Origin of the sequence: Chitinophaga sp. CF418 (assembly GCF_900142925.1) — a bacterium.
Lineage (GTDB): Bacteria > Bacteroidota > Bacteroidia > Chitinophagales > Chitinophagaceae > Chitinophaga.
The window spans coordinates 135,535-150,225 of sequence record NZ_FRCN01000011.1 but is presented as its reverse complement, the minus strand read 5'-3'; the positions used below and the strand labels follow the sequence as shown (position 1 = coordinate 150,225).

The following is a 14,691-nucleotide window of genomic DNA, read 5'->3' as shown; positions in this document are numbered from 1 at the left end:
CGATCGCGTAAAGTAATATATTAATATTCTCAATGCAAGATGTGGGGGAAAATTTATATGACGGAGGCAAATTTGAAGAGAAAATCTTAACTTAGAAATATAGGGTCATATTCCATTCTTCACACCTAAAATACCTCGTTATGGGAACAGTGCGTGACATCCTTCGGGTGAAAGGCCATGTGGTTTATTCAATCCAGCCAAATGATACTGTGTTTGACGCTTTAAGCGTGCTCGTAGACAAGAATGTAGGGGCACTGGTCGTCCTCAGCGACAAAGACAAAGTAGTGGGCATCTTTTCAGAACGTGACTACGCCCGCCGGGTGATCCTCAAAGGCAGGGCATCCAAAGAAACGCTGATCAGCGAAATTATGACGGAAAATCCTTTCACGGTGACGGAAGACGACAGTATTCAGGACTGTATGGTAAAAATGACGGATAAACATATCCGCCATTTACCGGTTACAGATGACCAGCAAAGACTGGTCGGCATGATCTCCATTGGTGATGTCGTAAAATATGTGATTGATGAACAGCAGTTCATTATTGACAACCTGGAAGGTTACATAAAGGGTACGCGTTAACCGCCTACCCTTTGTTGTTCGCTACCCGTTTCCCTGTCGCGGGCTGCCTTAATATTGCTGTTACCAAAGTTCCATGTTAGTGCCAGGTTCACGCGCCTGTTCTGCCAACGGTTGTTGATGTACATATTGATGTTGTCAAACTTGGCGCTACCGCGGAATTGTTCTCTGTTGGTGATGTCAGAGACGTTCAGTTTGATGTTCAGTTTTTTGTTCATCAGTTGCTTCTGTACGCCTAAGCCGATGGCATAGGAAGGCTTTATTTTGTATACTCCCCATACGAACGGACTCTCATAATACGCGTTGATCTCAAATTTCCAGTCGTCCGGTAATGTGAATGTGTGTGTGGTTTGATAGTTCAGGCCGAATGTATTGGTCTTCAGGTTGACAATACTATCCTTGATATTATAGTAATTGTAGTTGCCATTGATGTTGTTGGTGATATTCCACCACTTGAAAGGATCGATCGGAATGGTCAGTGAGACATTATACACATGACTGCGTTCGAAATTCCTGTCGTAGTAAGTCGTTACTTTGGTTGTATCATTCTGTATCATATACTCCAGCACGATGTTCTTGGTCTGACTGTAAGACAGGGCCATCACGTATTTCTGTTTGAATGTATAACTCACCTCCGCCTTGTGTGTGTACTCCGGCAGCATGTAAGGATTTCCTTTGAAGTAATTGTATTTATCAATATAGAATACAAAGGGGTTCAGGTCGCCGTAATTCGGCCTGGAAATACGCTTGGAATAGTTCAGCCCGATCTTATGCGACTCACTCAGTTTCTGATCCAGCGAGAAGCTGGGGAAGAAGTCCAGGTAAGACCGTTTCACATGTGATTGCAGCGTAACGGAATAACCGTCAGATTTTGTTTGTTCCGCACGCAGACCCAATTGGAGATCTGTATTATGGATCGTCTTTTTGAAGATGGCATACGCGGCATACACATCCTCGGTATAAATGAACTGATTGCTTTGGGTAATGGCGTTCACGTACTTCCCGTTTATAAGGGAATCATACCTGAGATCATTATCCGTTTTAACGGAGCTGAACTTGAAGCCGGTCTCTATTTTGGTGGTCTTGTTGAATGGCAGTATGAGGTCTGCTTTCACGCTCCGGATGGTCACTTCATTAACTGGTCTGTTGAGGATAGCATGCGTGTTTTTAACAGGATTTACAACATAAGACATGCTGTCTGTCAGCGTCATGCGGTTATTGTCCCTGAATCTTGCCCAGTCGGCATCAAAGCCGATCTCTGTTCCCAAAGTATCCAGCTGGCCTTTATAGTTCAGGTTAAAAGAGACATTGGAAAATTTGTTCCTGGAAGTGGTTCCGGCGTACAGTGTCGAATCCAGTTTACCGTTGCTGGTGATAGGCGTGTGGTTGAAACCCTCCTGCTGGAAGGAGTTATCATATCCTCTCATCATTACACCGATGGTATGTTTGGAATTGAGGAAATAATCCAGCCCCACTTTATAGTTATTGTTCTTGAAACGGCGTCTGTTAAATGCATTTAGTTCAAAGAACTGCGGAACATCTCCCTGGATATGACGTGCCAGATAGCGGGTCTGGAAGAAGCCTCTGCTACCGTTGTTGTAGCTACCGAAGGCATTGAATTTTTCCGTTCTCCAGTTCAGGTTCATGCCTGCATTATAGAAGCCATATTTACCGGCGCCTGCACCCAGGTTAATGGAGCCATTGATACCGGTGATAATGGTTTTCTTGGTTTTGATGTTAATGATGCCGCTTTTTCCGGCGGCATCATATTTGGCGGAAGGACTGGTAATGATCTCTATGGTGGCGATATTCTCTGAAGGAAGGCTTCTCAGCAGATTGGCCAGCTGTTCGCCGGACAAGTAGGTCAGCTTACCGTCCAGCATGATAGTAGCACCCTGGTTACCCTGGAGGATGATATTATCGTCTTTGTCTATCTGCACTCCTGGTGCTCTTTTTAAAACGTCCAGGGCAGTACCGCCGGAAGCAGCAAGGCTGCTTTCCACGTTTAGTACGGTAGCACCGTTCTTTCTTTCAATGAAAGGCTTCTGTGCGGTTACATTTACTGCCTGTAGTGTTTTGCTGGCCTGTGACAGACTTAAAGTGGGCAATTGAACAAGCTGGTGGCTGGCATCAATGGTGAAGGCCGATGTACTGGCGGAGGTATAGCCCATTAAGGTAGCTTCTATAAAGTATCTGCCCTCGGTAACTTTATCGAAGGAGCAGCTACCATCCTGGGAGCTGAGCTCTCCCTTTACCAGGGAGGAGTCCTTTACATGACGTAACAATACGTTTGTAAAGGGAAGGGGTTGCCCGTTTGTTTCCGCGGTTTTAACAGTAATCTTTCCCGAAACATGCTGGGCATAGATGGTCCCTGTACCGGCGATGGCCAGGAACATGATAAGCAAAATTCTTTTCATAAGTTCAGATCTCAGAGTGACGGCATGACTTTGTCTTAACTGGTGCTACCCACTCTTGCCCTATGCTGAGCAGGTAGAAAGGAAGCATTTCAGGGTTGGTGCCTGCATGTTCCGGTCTCAGTTGATGCAAAGCCCTGCCCTCCAGTGCAATAATGGCAAGGATACCCAGGGTTATGATGACTAATATGGATACCTTTTTCATGCAGGTTGTTTTTAAAATAGACGACCGGGTACAGAAAAGGTTGCAAAAAGGTATGAAAAATTATTTCAGTAAGCGCTGAATTGTGATGAGTGATCGTTGCTCCAACAGCACAGTCCTGCCTTTACTCAGTTCTTCCAGCAGGCCGTCCTGGTTATAACGAACGGTCAGTAATTCCAAACCTTCGTTATATGAGATTTTAAAATCATCATGTAACTCTTTCATCAGCTGTTCGATCTTTTCAGGGCTATTGTCGATACAGCAGGAGAAACTGATGGCTGCATTCTGCATTAAATTTATCTTGATCTTCAGCTTGTGAAAGCGCTCATAAATGTCACTGATCCGGTCTTCCGTAATAAAGTCGAAGTTGCGGGAAGTGATGGTCAGCAGTACCTGATTTTTCTTCAATACTATGATGGGCGGTAGCTGCTTTGTGTCGGATTCTTCCCTGATAACGGTACCGGGAAGATCTTTATTCAGAAAGCTCTTTACATACAGGGGGATCTGCTTGTTCTGCAGCGGTTTGATCGTCTTCGGATGGATGACCTGTGCGCCGTAGTAGGCCATTTCAATCACCTCACTGTAAGTAATCTCGGGTATATTGATCGTATTGGGAAATAATTTTGGATCCGCATTTTTCAGGCCTTCCACATCCTTCCAGATGGTCTGGCTTTCAGCATTCAGCAGGTTAGCAAATACGGCTGCGGAATAGTCACTGCCTTCACGGCCCAGGGTCACACTTTCATTTTGGTCGGTACTGCCAATGAATCCCTGTGTGATCACGATATTGTTCTTTTTAAGAAGCGGTAACACCTTTTCCTGTACGTTCTGGCCGGTTACTGTCCAGTCGATATTAGCATCGCGGAAGGTATCGTCAGTACGGAATATATCCCTTACGTCCAGCCATACGTTGTTTACGCCTGCCAGGTTAAAATATGCGCTGACAATGGCAGTACTGAGCAACTCACCCAGACTTACCAGCTGGTCATAATAATAGTCGAATGAACGGACTGGTTTTTCTCCCAGGGTCCATTCCGCTTCGGTAAAGAACTGCTGTAACTGGTCGAAGAGGGGATTATCACGGGTACCCAACAGTTTGTCTGCCACATCAAGGTGTTGTTGCTCAATGTTATGCAGCAGCTGGGCAGCAATTTCACGTTTACGCAGATAGAAGTTCTGGGCTACCTTTTCCAGCTCATTCGTCGTCTTACCCATGGCCGATATTACGATCAGGAGTTGCTGGTCCGGGAATGACTGTACGATAGCAGCTACCTGTTGAATACGTTCAACACTTTCTAAACTTGCACCGCCAAATTTGAAAACCTTCATATATGCTTAATCTTCCGTGAAAAAATACGGGGCAAAGTAAGGCAACTTTAAATTTGTTTTAAAATTTGTTTACCTGAAAATGACAGTTCCATTAAAATAGCGCCTGTTTCGGTAAATTAGCTAAAGGAAGAATGCATGTGGCAGCTCACAGTTATGAGAAAAACTAATCCATTATACATGAACAACAGAAAAGTAATGACCCTGGACGAATTTACTATCCAGGAGCTTAGGAACTACCCCGGTGCAACAGGACAACTATCTGGTTTACTGCGTGATATTGGTCTGGCCGCGAAGCGGGTCAATGTGGAGGTGAACAAGGCCGGTATTGCCGATATCCTTGGAGAGGCAGGAAAGATCAATGTACAGGGGGAATCGGTCAAGAAGCTGGATGAATTCGCCAACGATCAGTTCATCAGCTCCCTGCGCAGCAGCATCTATTGCTGCGGCGTGGCATCGGAAGAAGAGGAGAACTTCATTGCATTTGACGATGAGTACTCCAAAAACTCTAAGTACGTCGTATTGCTGGATCCCCTGGACGGATCGGGTAATATAGACGTGAATGTGTCTATCGGGACCATCTTTTCAGTATATCGCCGGCTCACGCCAACAGGCAGTGTCTGCGAACTGGAAGACTTCCTCCAGCCGGGTTATGTGCAGATCGCCGCAGGATATGTCATTTATGGTTCCTCTACCATGCTGGTATATGCTACCCGGCGTAGCGTACAGGGCTTTACCCTCGATCCTTCCATCGGGGAATTCTGCCTGTCGCATCCGAACCTGAAGTGCCCCGGAGAAAGCGACATCTTTTCCGTCAATATCGGTTACTACCATCTCTATGAGGATAAGATCCGTAAGGCGATCGACTATTTCCTGGCCAAAGATGCGCATGACAAGATCTACCGTCACCGTTTTGTAGGGTGTATGGTGGCTGAGGTACACCGTACGCTCATCCAGGGAGGTATTTTTATGTATCCGGCCTTTGGAAAATATGCAGGGGGGCGTTTGCGTTTATGTTATGAGTGCAATCCCATGTCCTTCATCATGGAGAAAGCTGGCGGACTGGCTATGGCTACCGGCAGACAACGCCTCCTGGAGCTGAAACCATCTAAATTACACCAGCGGGTCCCCGTCTTTTTAGGATCAAAAAACATGATGGATGTATGGCAACGAATAGTAAATAGTTAGTAAAAAAGTGAAATATGAGCTTTTGGTATAACTATTGCTAAACCAGCACTAGTTATATTTGTCTAATGTAAATTATTCATTATCTATTACCATACACACTACTATGACCCGGAAGCTCACATTGACCGTATTTTTATTTTCTCTGGCCTTTCATCTGCTTGTATTTTCCTGTTCAAGGTCGGCAGTACCAGCCAAAACAGCACCTGCTAAGGGGAATCCTCCGGCAGCTGTAAGTGAAGACCCGCCTGCGGGAGGGGAAGCCAAGCTGATAAAGGATATCCTTTATTACACGAATGAGTTCAGGGCGTCGAAAGGACTGCCTCCGCTGAAACTGGAATCTTATTGTTCCCTGCTGGCCCAGAAGCATAGTGAGAACATGGCATCTGGTAAGGTTGCTTTCGGACATGACCAGTTTGAGATCCGTAATGACGCTGTGACACTGAAGTTCCATGGTGTATCTGGCGTGGGTGAGAATGTTGCCTACGGGAATCTGGATGCGAAAGGTGTTGTGGATGGCTGGATTAAAAGTCCTGGTCACCGCCGCAATATGCTGGGCGACTTCAATATGATCGGTATTGGGGCTGCGCCTAAAGGGAGCATCACTTACTTTACGCAGTTTTTTGTAAAGAAATAAGCGGGTAGCCTGCAAGGCGTCGGAATATTCATTTAAGCGCCCTTTTTCGGTTGAATTTTAGTTGGTTATGTCCAATTAAGTCTAACTGGAAAAGGGCGCTTCTTTGTCTTGAATATGTTGGTAATTATCTTATTTACGCTAAGTAGCCCGGTTTCAGTATGGGATGTCGGTCGGCGCCTCTCTGGAAGACTATTGGGCGTTGTCAAGCGAATAGGATTTTGAATACAGATTGAACAGCGTCGGTCGTGTCACCGGAGAGCCGAAGGCCCGGCATTCCCATCTGAAACCGCAGCTACTTATGCTCTCCCAACGATGATATTTGTGTCCTTCCTATCAGGGGCAATACAATGCCTGGTTTTCTATTTCTGATAACGTTTTAAGTTGTTCTCTCAACCAATATGTCCGGCCCTGAGATTGTCATAATTCCTTCTTTTATCGTCATAAAGTTGCTTTTTACCGTATGGGCTTGCAGCCTGTCGCTATTTGCATTAATTTAGACGCATGGAAAAGAGGAAGATTATTGAAGTAAAGGACCTGGTAAAGACATACGGCGATTTTACGGCAGTTAAAGGCATCAGCTTCGATGTATACGAACATGAGATCTTCGGATTATTAGGTCCCAACGGGGCGGGTAAATCCACCACCCTTGAGATCATTGAGACACTCCGGGATAAGACCTCGGGAACGGTGATCGTGGACGGTATCGACCTGGACAAGGACCCGGAAGCCATTAAAAAGGTGATAGGGGTACAGTTGCAAAGTTCCGGTTACTATCCAAGACTCAATCTGACTGAACTGATCACCCTCTTCTGCGGCCTGTATAACCAGGATGTGAATCCAAAAGAACTATTAGCCTCCTTCAACCTTGAAGACAAGGCCAAAGCCCAGTTTAAAAACCTCTCCGGCGGGCAGAAGCAACGGTTTTCCATCGCTACAACCCTAATCAACAAGCCCAAGATCATTTTCCTGGATGAACCTACTACCGGTCTGGATCCGCAGGCAAGACGCAACCTCTGGGACCTGATCCTGGAAGTACGTTCAAAAGGTACTACAGTTGTCATCACCACTCACTATATGGATGAAGCAGAATTCCTGTGCGACCGTTGCGCTATTGTCGATAGCGGACGTATCATCGCGCTGGAATCTCCTGATGCCCTGATTGATCAGTTGGTTGCGGGCGGTTTTGAGCGAAAGAAAGAGGTGAAAAAGGCAAACCTGGAAGATGTGTTTATCCATATGACAGGAAAGGGGTTGAGAGAAGAGTAGAGGATACTTCTGCAATTATCATGATGTCTGATTCAATACGCCTCCGTAGGATTCCCGTGTTTGTAGCCCCTGGTTGCAAACACTGGGTAAAATGCAAATTGCAAATGGCAATCAGTTCCGAATAATAATTCAGGATGTTGCTTCACACATAGTTCAATTTTAATTCCTAATAACTAGATAATGGATCTTGAGCAATTAAAATATCCTATTGGAAAATATGAGGCGCCTGCTGAAATCAGTGCTGCCGTACTAAAGGGATATATCAACGACATCAGGTATTTGCCATCGCTGGTGGAAATAGCAGTTCAGAACCTGGATGCCGCACAACTCGCAACACCTTACAGGCCTGATGGCTGGACGGTGGTGCAGGTAGTACACCATCTGGTAGATAGTCATACCAACGCATTGACACGTTTCAAGTGGGCATTGACAGAGGATAATCCTACTATCAAGGCATATAACGAAGCTGCCTGGGCGGAGCTGCCGGATGTGGCAAAGACGCCGATCAATATATCACTGACCTTATTACATGCTTTACATACACGTTGGGTGAACCTGATGGAGAATCTGACAGAAGAGCAATGGCAGCGTACCTTTGTTCATCCTGAAAGCGGAAAGACCTTTGTATTAAAGGCTGTTGCCGGTACCTATTCCTGGCACGGCAAACATCACCTTGCACATATAGAAAGACTGAAGGAGAGAAATAACTGGTAATAAATCGTCAAACCGAAGAATTATGGCATCTTTAGAGTGGAAGACATTAAGTTCTGAATACATTTACAAAAGCAACTGGTTAACAGCACGTAAGGACACATGTGAAACTCCCGGCGGAAAGATTGTAGACGCTTACTATGTACTGGAATACAATGACTGGGTGAATTGTGTAGCAGTAACAGCCGATGGGCGTATTGTGATGGTGCGGCAGTTCAGACAGGGGATAGGAAAGACTATACTGGAAATTCCCGGTGGCACAATGGATGATACTGATCCCGATCCGGAATTTGCGATGCGCAGGGAGTTACTGGAAGAAACAGGATACGATTTCGAAAAGCTGATCCCATTAGGAGCAGTAGCACCGAATCCGGCATCCAGCAATAATCTCACGCACATGTTCCTGGCTACAGGCGGAAGAAAAGTACAGGATCAGGACCTGGATGAACATGAAGAGATCGAAGTCGTGCTGATGGACCTGGAAGATGTAGAACAACTGCTGAAGGAAAATAAGATCCTGCAAAGCCTGCACGTAACATGCCTGTTCTATGCGTTGTTGAAGTTGAAAGAATTGAAGTTATAGTTATTACTAATGACAATATTAAAAGCCGTCATATCTACTGATATGGCGGCTTTTCCATTATAGAAAAATATAACAGTATTGATTATCCGCTAATTCTAACTGCTGGTACTTTTCAGCAGCATATAATAACTTTGTACCTGTTAACCCGACTCCACATTTCCTTTCAGGATATCTCCTTAAGCGATGTCCGGAGCATCAATAAGCAATAGTTCGTATTGAATTATATAACCCCATTTTTAATTAAAAAATCAAATCATGGCAAATCCTTTGAATGCTTTATCAATTGTTGATTATGGCGGCGTTGCTGACTGGGTAAGTATTGGTTCTCCCGGGTCTGTAGCCACTAATGTTTCTGCATTTAACGCTATGGTCAGTGCAGCGGCAGATGACCAGCTCATTGTAATCCCTGACGGGAAATGGGGCTTTAATGCCGATCTTGTTCTCGCCTCAACTTCAAAGAAGTACAATCTGCTCGTAACAGGCGATCTTCATTTCTCAGCCGGCTATGGTATAATAGTGGAGGGTAACCGGCATGAGATCAACCTGCAGGGCCAACTATATGGTGGTAATTCCGGCGGTAATTTTGCTTCCTATACAGGTGTGGGATTGTATTTAAGAAACGCTTATAATTGCGATGTGCGCCTCAGCTTTATACGTGACTTTTACACAGGTCTTGAAGTAGGAGGGCTAAGTAACGGCACTAATGCCAATGGTTCTCAGTATAACAAGATCTGGTACAGCCGTATTGCTTTTAATTATTCGCAGATAGATATTACAGCTAAAGGAACAGATAACCAAAGCGGCCCCTGGAGTAATTCCAATGTTTTTTATGGCGGCCAGCTGGGCAACGGTACTACCCCAGGAAACGGCGGTAATTATGGCATTCGGTTTATTAAGGGAGTGGATCAGGGACAGTATAATACTTACAATCAGAATTATTTTTATCATACCGGTTTTGAAGGCCTGGTGAACGGGCTTTATGCAGAACATGCACATTACAATTTCTTTATTGGCGCACGTTTGGAACCGGGCGCTGTTACCAACAAGATCAATCTGTCAACCGATACTGCATCTATCAAACAATGCGTAAAGAATTATTTTATCGGTGTCCTGATGTACGAGGATTATTTTGTAACTGGCGGTTATGGTATTGGCACTGTTTGTCTTGGTCCTATGTTAACATCAACCAGTGCTGCAATAGCTGATATTAGTCTTTCCAATCCCACCTCTGGAAAATTCTATCAACTGGCAGGAGACTATACTGCCTCTGGTTATAGTAGTACCATCAATGACGCCATATCATTGAAAGGCTTTTCGGGTACGGACGATGAGCGCTACCAGATAGTGCTGAAAGAGGACGGTGTTTCCCGGTATATACCATATGAGCCACAGGATCAAAGCATTACAACATCAAGTGGAACAGTAAGTTCAGGCATTGGTATGGTATATGTAAATTATACGACAGGAACAGCCTCTGTAAATTTGCCTGGCGCAGCTTCATTCCCCAGGCGGGAGATCCGCATTAAAAATCTACATGCAACCAATACTGTAAATATTAATGGTCTTGGGGCAGGAGAGGATAATACTATACCAGCATTAGGTTGTACAACAGTGCGAAGCACTGGTTCAGCGTGGGTGGCGGTTTCAAAAGATTAATATTGGTGGCGGCGAACAGCATATCTCAATAATAAAAAGGCCCCGGAAGTATAGCGTTCCGGGGCCTTTTTCGAATAGATCTTACCATGTGTGTAAAAGCAGCCGATGTAGTCAGCTCATTCATCACATCACCTCCGCCACAACAAAAAAGCTCCCACACACCAGCACAATATCATCCTTATGCGCATGCTGCTTCGCAGCCTGATACGCCTGTTGCACTGTCGGATAATCATGTCCGCGTAATCCGTGCTGATGCGCCGCTTCCGCCAGTTCTTTCTCATCCATTGCGCGCGGTATCTGCGCCTTACAAAAGTAATAGGTAGCAGCAGGAGGGAATAAGGGCAACACCTTACTCACTTCTTTATCCTTCACGAAACCGGTCACAATATGCAGGTGACGGTATACCATATGCTCTAACTGTTGAACTACCTCTGTAATCCCCGCCTGATTATGACCCACATCAAAGATCGTCAGCGGATCACGGGAGATGATCTCCCAGCGGCCACGCAGACCAGTCAGTTTTTTAACATGCGACAGTGCTGTCATCACCGTCTGCGGCGGCAATTCCCAACCCGCATGTTGCAAGATCTTCACCGCCGATAAAACGCCCATGATATTTTTCATCTGGTACTGACCGGTGAGATCAGTACGGATAGTTTTAAGATCTCCGTTATGAGTATGCTGTAATCCCAGTTTGAGATGGCCCTCGGAAAACTCAGACTGCTGCACCAGCCATTCCTGATCTGCAAAATGAATAGGCGCTCCGAGTGCTTTGGCTTTATCAATGAATATAGCCTCAATGTCAGACTGTGTTTCTGAAATCACCACCGGCACACCCGCCTTGATAATACCCGCTTTTTCGGAAGCTATTTCCGGCAGGGTATTACCCAGTATCTGCATGTGGTCATAGCTGATATTGGTAATGATAGACAGTTCTGGCGTGATAATATTTGTGCTATCCAGTCTGCCGCCAAGACCAACTTCGACAATAGCAATATCCACCTGTTCCAGCGCAAAGTACTGGAAAGCCATTGCTACAGTCAGTTCGAAAAAAGAAGGCTCGAGAGATTCGATAGTAGGCTTCAGCTGCTCTACAAACTCAGTCACAAAGGTGGTCGGTACCATTTCTCCATTGATCCGGATCCTTTCGCGGAAGTCGAGGAGGTGAGGAGAGGTATATAAACCTGTTTTATAGCCCGCCTGCTGGAAGACGGCCGCCAGCATATGGCTGGTAGAACCTTTGCCATTGGTCCCTGCTACATGGACGGTTTTGAATTGATGCTGGGGATCGCCCAGCTGTTTGCATAATTCGATCGTATTATGCAGGTCCTTTTTAAAGGCGCTTGCGCCTACCCGGGTGAACATGGGTAGCCGCTCATAAAGATATTCTAGCGTTTCCTGGTAGTTCATATACTAAATAATGATGCCGGAACAAAGTTATTTGTTCCGGCATCAAATGTAAATTAACCGGGAAAATTATCGTTAAAAATACTTAGAACTGAGCTGCAGGACATCCCAGTTTGCCTTCACCCCGCTTGATAGGGATGATACGCAGGGCAATGAAGCCATCCAGGCGGTTCTTGTTTTTCTGGAACAGGTTGGACAACATGGTAGATGAACCGATCACCAGCGGTCCCAGGCGAAGACCAAGACCCGCATCAAACTGACCATTCCTGTTGACAGACAGCGGCAGGTAGCCACCGATGTAACGGGAATCATAACGGGGCGTTACCTGGAAGTAAGACACCACGTAAGTTTTGCTCGGATCATATTTGCCGGCATTGAGGGCAATTCTGCCGCCAGCGTTGACGAAGAAACGGCCATCGATATTATAATCCGCCGTAAGGTTTAATGCCGCAGGCGTATTCATACGGAATTTTTCAGCAGAAGCAACCGGCGTAAAGTAAGTCTGGATACGACGGTAATATTGCTGCCAGCTTTCGCCTTTACGGAGACGTAGATCATCCGGATTGACATCTGTTGTACGCAGGTCCAGGTCAGTAACATTAGGCGCCTTTTTATAGGTGATACCACCAAGGTCGGTAATGGACACGCCTAAACGCAGGCGGTAGTCGTCGGCTTCAGGATTCCACTGTGAGTCATCGTAACCGGTGAGACCATCCATCGTTTCACGCCATTCGTAAGTAACACCGATGTCCATACCCAGCCCCATGTTACCAAACACTTTATAGTTGCTGGCATTAGGTCTTTCCCAATTGGCAATCCCTTCACTGTAGCCTACTTTTAGCGTACCGTCATTGATCTCGCCACTTGTGCGGGAATTCATCATGAAAGTAGCATTATCAACCTGCGCATAACCAGCCGCAACACCTGATAATAATTTCAGGGTAACGCCTCCCTTCAGTACGTTCGAACCATCATCTTTGAGCACACGGGCGTAGGTGAAACCAAATTCGTTCCACCAATGGAAGCTGCCATTGGCGATTTCCATATCGTACCGACGCTTTGCAAAGCTTGGATTCGGGAAGTCCTGTGCAAAGAAGTTGGCCACCTCAGTAGTCACGTTACCGCCATTCGCCATGGCGCGTACACGCCAGGTGAATGCTACTGACTGCAATTCGTCTATAGAATAGAGCACAGAAGGCATCATCAGGTCTATATTGCCCCAGCCAAACTGTTTACCGGAACCGGTAGTGTCCAGGAAATAGTCACGGTTCTTTTTCAGCGACTCCAGTGAATCCGGTGGATGCAGCAGGATAGAGCGTGGGAAACGGATATACGTATTTCCGGCAGCAGCGTTGATACCGGCGATGTTGACATCCCATTTATAGTGTGTACCTGCAGCTGAAGCAGGGTTGTTTGGAACACCGTGTATACCAGCATAGTGGCTATTGGAATATCCCCCTAAAGTAAATTGAGCCTGGGCTTTGAACGGCCCGAATAATGACATAACGATAATAGCACATAACAAGTAGGCGGCTCTAAACAGTCTAAATGGCATAAACAGTAATTAGTTGGCAGTTCGGTTTCTCCCCAATAACGCAAAAACCTGGCCGTTTATTGGCGGTCACGACAAAAGAAATAGGAAAAGACGGTCAGTCTTTTCCTATGCAAATATATTTAAATATAATTATTGTACTTTAAAATAAAATCTTATAAGTGCGAATTGCACTTCTGGAGCATCGTCGTTGACGTTGTATTTTAACTGGGTAGCTGCTCTTTTGGCAATCTCTATCAGACGGGAATTATTCAGCGTAGATCCTTTCAGGGAGTGGGATGCCGCGATCACGTTTCCTTGTCTGTCCACCTTGATATTGATGGCAATATAACCCGATTCATCACCATCGTAGGTGAGAGAGGGTTTACTCAATAAGGAACGTCCGTTGAGGCGGAAATCAGAGCGTCCACCACCCAGACCGCCACCGGTATAACCGCCGCCGTCAGGATTACCATTGATCTGTCCGCGGTCGCCGGGTTTGCCGGTATTACCTTCTCCGGTAGAGTTATTACTGCTCTGGGCATTGTTACCACTATTGCTGCTGCTGGAGCTTCCACCGCTATAAACGGCTTTAGGCTTCGGCGAAGGCGGTACTGGCGCCGGAGGATTATCTGAATTCTTTTTAGGTGGTGTTTTGGACGGTTTTGGCTCCAGGTTTTTAGGTGTCTCCCTTGGTTTTTCTACCGGTTTTTCCGGTTTGGTGATCTCAGGGGCATCCTCATTGTCCTGGGTAGCGATATCTTCCTGTGTAGCATTGTCTGCAGAAGGCACAGGCTCATTCTGCGGGGTGGAAGCGCTGGCTTCACCAGTGCTGGGTGGATTCGGGTTGAGGGGTTGTTCTTCTCCCATACCATCATCCGAAGTACCGAGATTTACCTCCATACCAAGATCCTGATCTGGTAATGGGGGCGGGGCAGAGAAGCCTGCCAGCAGCAGCACAACTAACACCAATGCGTGTACGGCAATCGTGGCGCCCGCTGCTTTTAAGTTCTTGTCTGTATTGTCTTCTTTTTTCGGCATACACCAAAAGTAAGGATATTTTTTAAAGTGTACATCGTCTGCCTGTCTCAGTTTGGAGCTTTATCAACTTAATAACTGTTTTCCAGGTAGAATTATTATTACGGGCATCGGGTTTATTGAACTACTTTTGTGTAGGCCTTAGAGTTTTACGATA

13 protein-coding genes are annotated in these 14,691 nt (G+C 45.9%); 7 read left to right on the top strand and 6 right to left on the bottom strand.

Features of this window, described 5'->3' with window-relative positions; all coding sequences use genetic code 11:
* Positions 1–140 precede the first annotated feature (140 nt).
* Entirely contained in the window at positions 141–581 is a 441-nt protein-coding gene (locus F3I09_RS23300; protein WP_149697457.1) for a CBS domain-containing protein, read from the top strand.
* Here F3I09_RS23300 and F3I09_RS23295 read toward each other — a convergent pair.
* The 3 genes from F3I09_RS23295 to F3I09_RS23285 are packed head-to-tail and all read right to left on the bottom strand — an operon-like array spanning position 578 to position 4,523.
* A complete protein-coding gene (locus F3I09_RS23295; protein ID WP_149697456.1) occupies positions 578–2,995 on the bottom strand; it encodes a TonB dependent receptor in 2,418 nt (805 codons plus the stop codon). The genes F3I09_RS23300 and F3I09_RS23295 overlap by 4 nt on opposite strands.
* 4 nt (positions 2,996–2,999) lie before the next feature.
* A complete protein-coding gene (locus tag F3I09_RS23290; protein ID WP_149697455.1) occupies positions 3,000–3,197 on the bottom strand; it encodes a hypothetical protein in 198 nt (65 codons plus the stop codon).
* A gap of 60 nt (positions 3,198–3,257) precedes the next feature.
* Positions 3,258–4,523, bottom strand: a complete 1,266-nt coding sequence (locus F3I09_RS23285) for an aspartate kinase (RefSeq protein ID WP_149697454.1) — start codon at positions 4,521–4,523, stop codon at positions 3,258–3,260.
* A 177-nt stretch (positions 4,524–4,700) separates the two neighbouring features.
* Here F3I09_RS23285 and fbp point away from each other — a divergent pair, with 177 nt between their 5' ends.
* The 6 genes from fbp to F3I09_RS23255 all read left to right on the top strand — a co-directional run bounded on the left by fbp (position 4,701) and on the right by F3I09_RS23255 (position 10,558).
* Positions 4,701–5,708, top strand: coding sequence for a class 1 fructose-bisphosphatase (gene fbp / locus F3I09_RS23280; protein ID WP_149697453.1), 1,008 nt, complete (start codon positions 4,701–4,703; stop codon positions 5,706–5,708).
* Between the two features lie 103 nt (positions 5,709–5,811).
* Complete coding sequence (locus tag F3I09_RS23275; protein WP_149697452.1) at positions 5,812–6,342, top strand: CAP domain-containing protein; 531 nt, start codon at positions 5,812–5,814, stop codon at positions 6,340–6,342.
* A gap of 501 nt (positions 6,343–6,843) precedes the next feature.
* Positions 6,844–7,608: an ABC transporter ATP-binding protein gene (locus tag F3I09_RS23270; protein ID WP_149697451.1), complete on the top strand. Its 765-nt coding sequence runs from the start codon at positions 6,844–6,846 to the stop codon at positions 7,606–7,608.
* Positions 7,609–7,788: 180 nt separating this feature from the next.
* Complete coding sequence (locus F3I09_RS23265; RefSeq protein ID WP_149697450.1) at positions 7,789–8,322, top strand: YfiT family bacillithiol transferase; 534 nt, start codon at positions 7,789–7,791, stop codon at positions 8,320–8,322.
* A 22-nt stretch (positions 8,323–8,344) separates the two neighbouring features.
* On the top strand, positions 8,345–8,902 hold the full coding sequence (locus F3I09_RS23260) for an NUDIX hydrolase (protein WP_149697449.1): 558 nt from the start codon (positions 8,345–8,347) through the stop codon (positions 8,900–8,902).
* A gap of 255 nt (positions 8,903–9,157) precedes the next feature.
* Positions 9,158–10,558 carry a hypothetical protein gene (locus tag F3I09_RS23255; protein WP_149697448.1) on the top strand — a complete coding sequence of 467 codons (1,401 nt, stop codon included), beginning with the start codon at positions 9,158–9,160 and terminating at the stop codon, positions 10,556–10,558.
* A 123-nt stretch (positions 10,559–10,681) separates the two neighbouring features.
* Here F3I09_RS23255 and F3I09_RS23250 read toward each other — a convergent pair whose 3' ends face one another.
* The 3 genes from F3I09_RS23250 to F3I09_RS23240 form a co-directional block, all read right to left on the bottom strand.
* Entirely contained in the window at positions 10,682–11,968 is a 1,287-nt protein-coding gene (locus F3I09_RS23250) for a folylpolyglutamate synthase/dihydrofolate synthase family protein (RefSeq protein ID WP_149697447.1), read from the bottom strand.
* An 82-nt stretch (positions 11,969–12,050) separates the two neighbouring features.
* A complete protein-coding gene (locus F3I09_RS23245; protein ID WP_149697446.1) occupies positions 12,051–13,520 on the bottom strand; it encodes a DUF5723 family protein in 1,470 nt (489 codons plus the stop codon).
* A 129-nt stretch (positions 13,521–13,649) separates the two neighbouring features.
* The gene (locus F3I09_RS23240; RefSeq protein WP_149697445.1) at positions 13,650–14,537 is read right to left on the bottom strand and encodes a hypothetical protein; all 888 of its coding nucleotides are present in this window, start codon (positions 14,535–14,537) and stop codon (positions 13,650–13,652) included.
* Between the last annotated feature and the right edge of the window lie 154 nt (positions 14,538–14,691).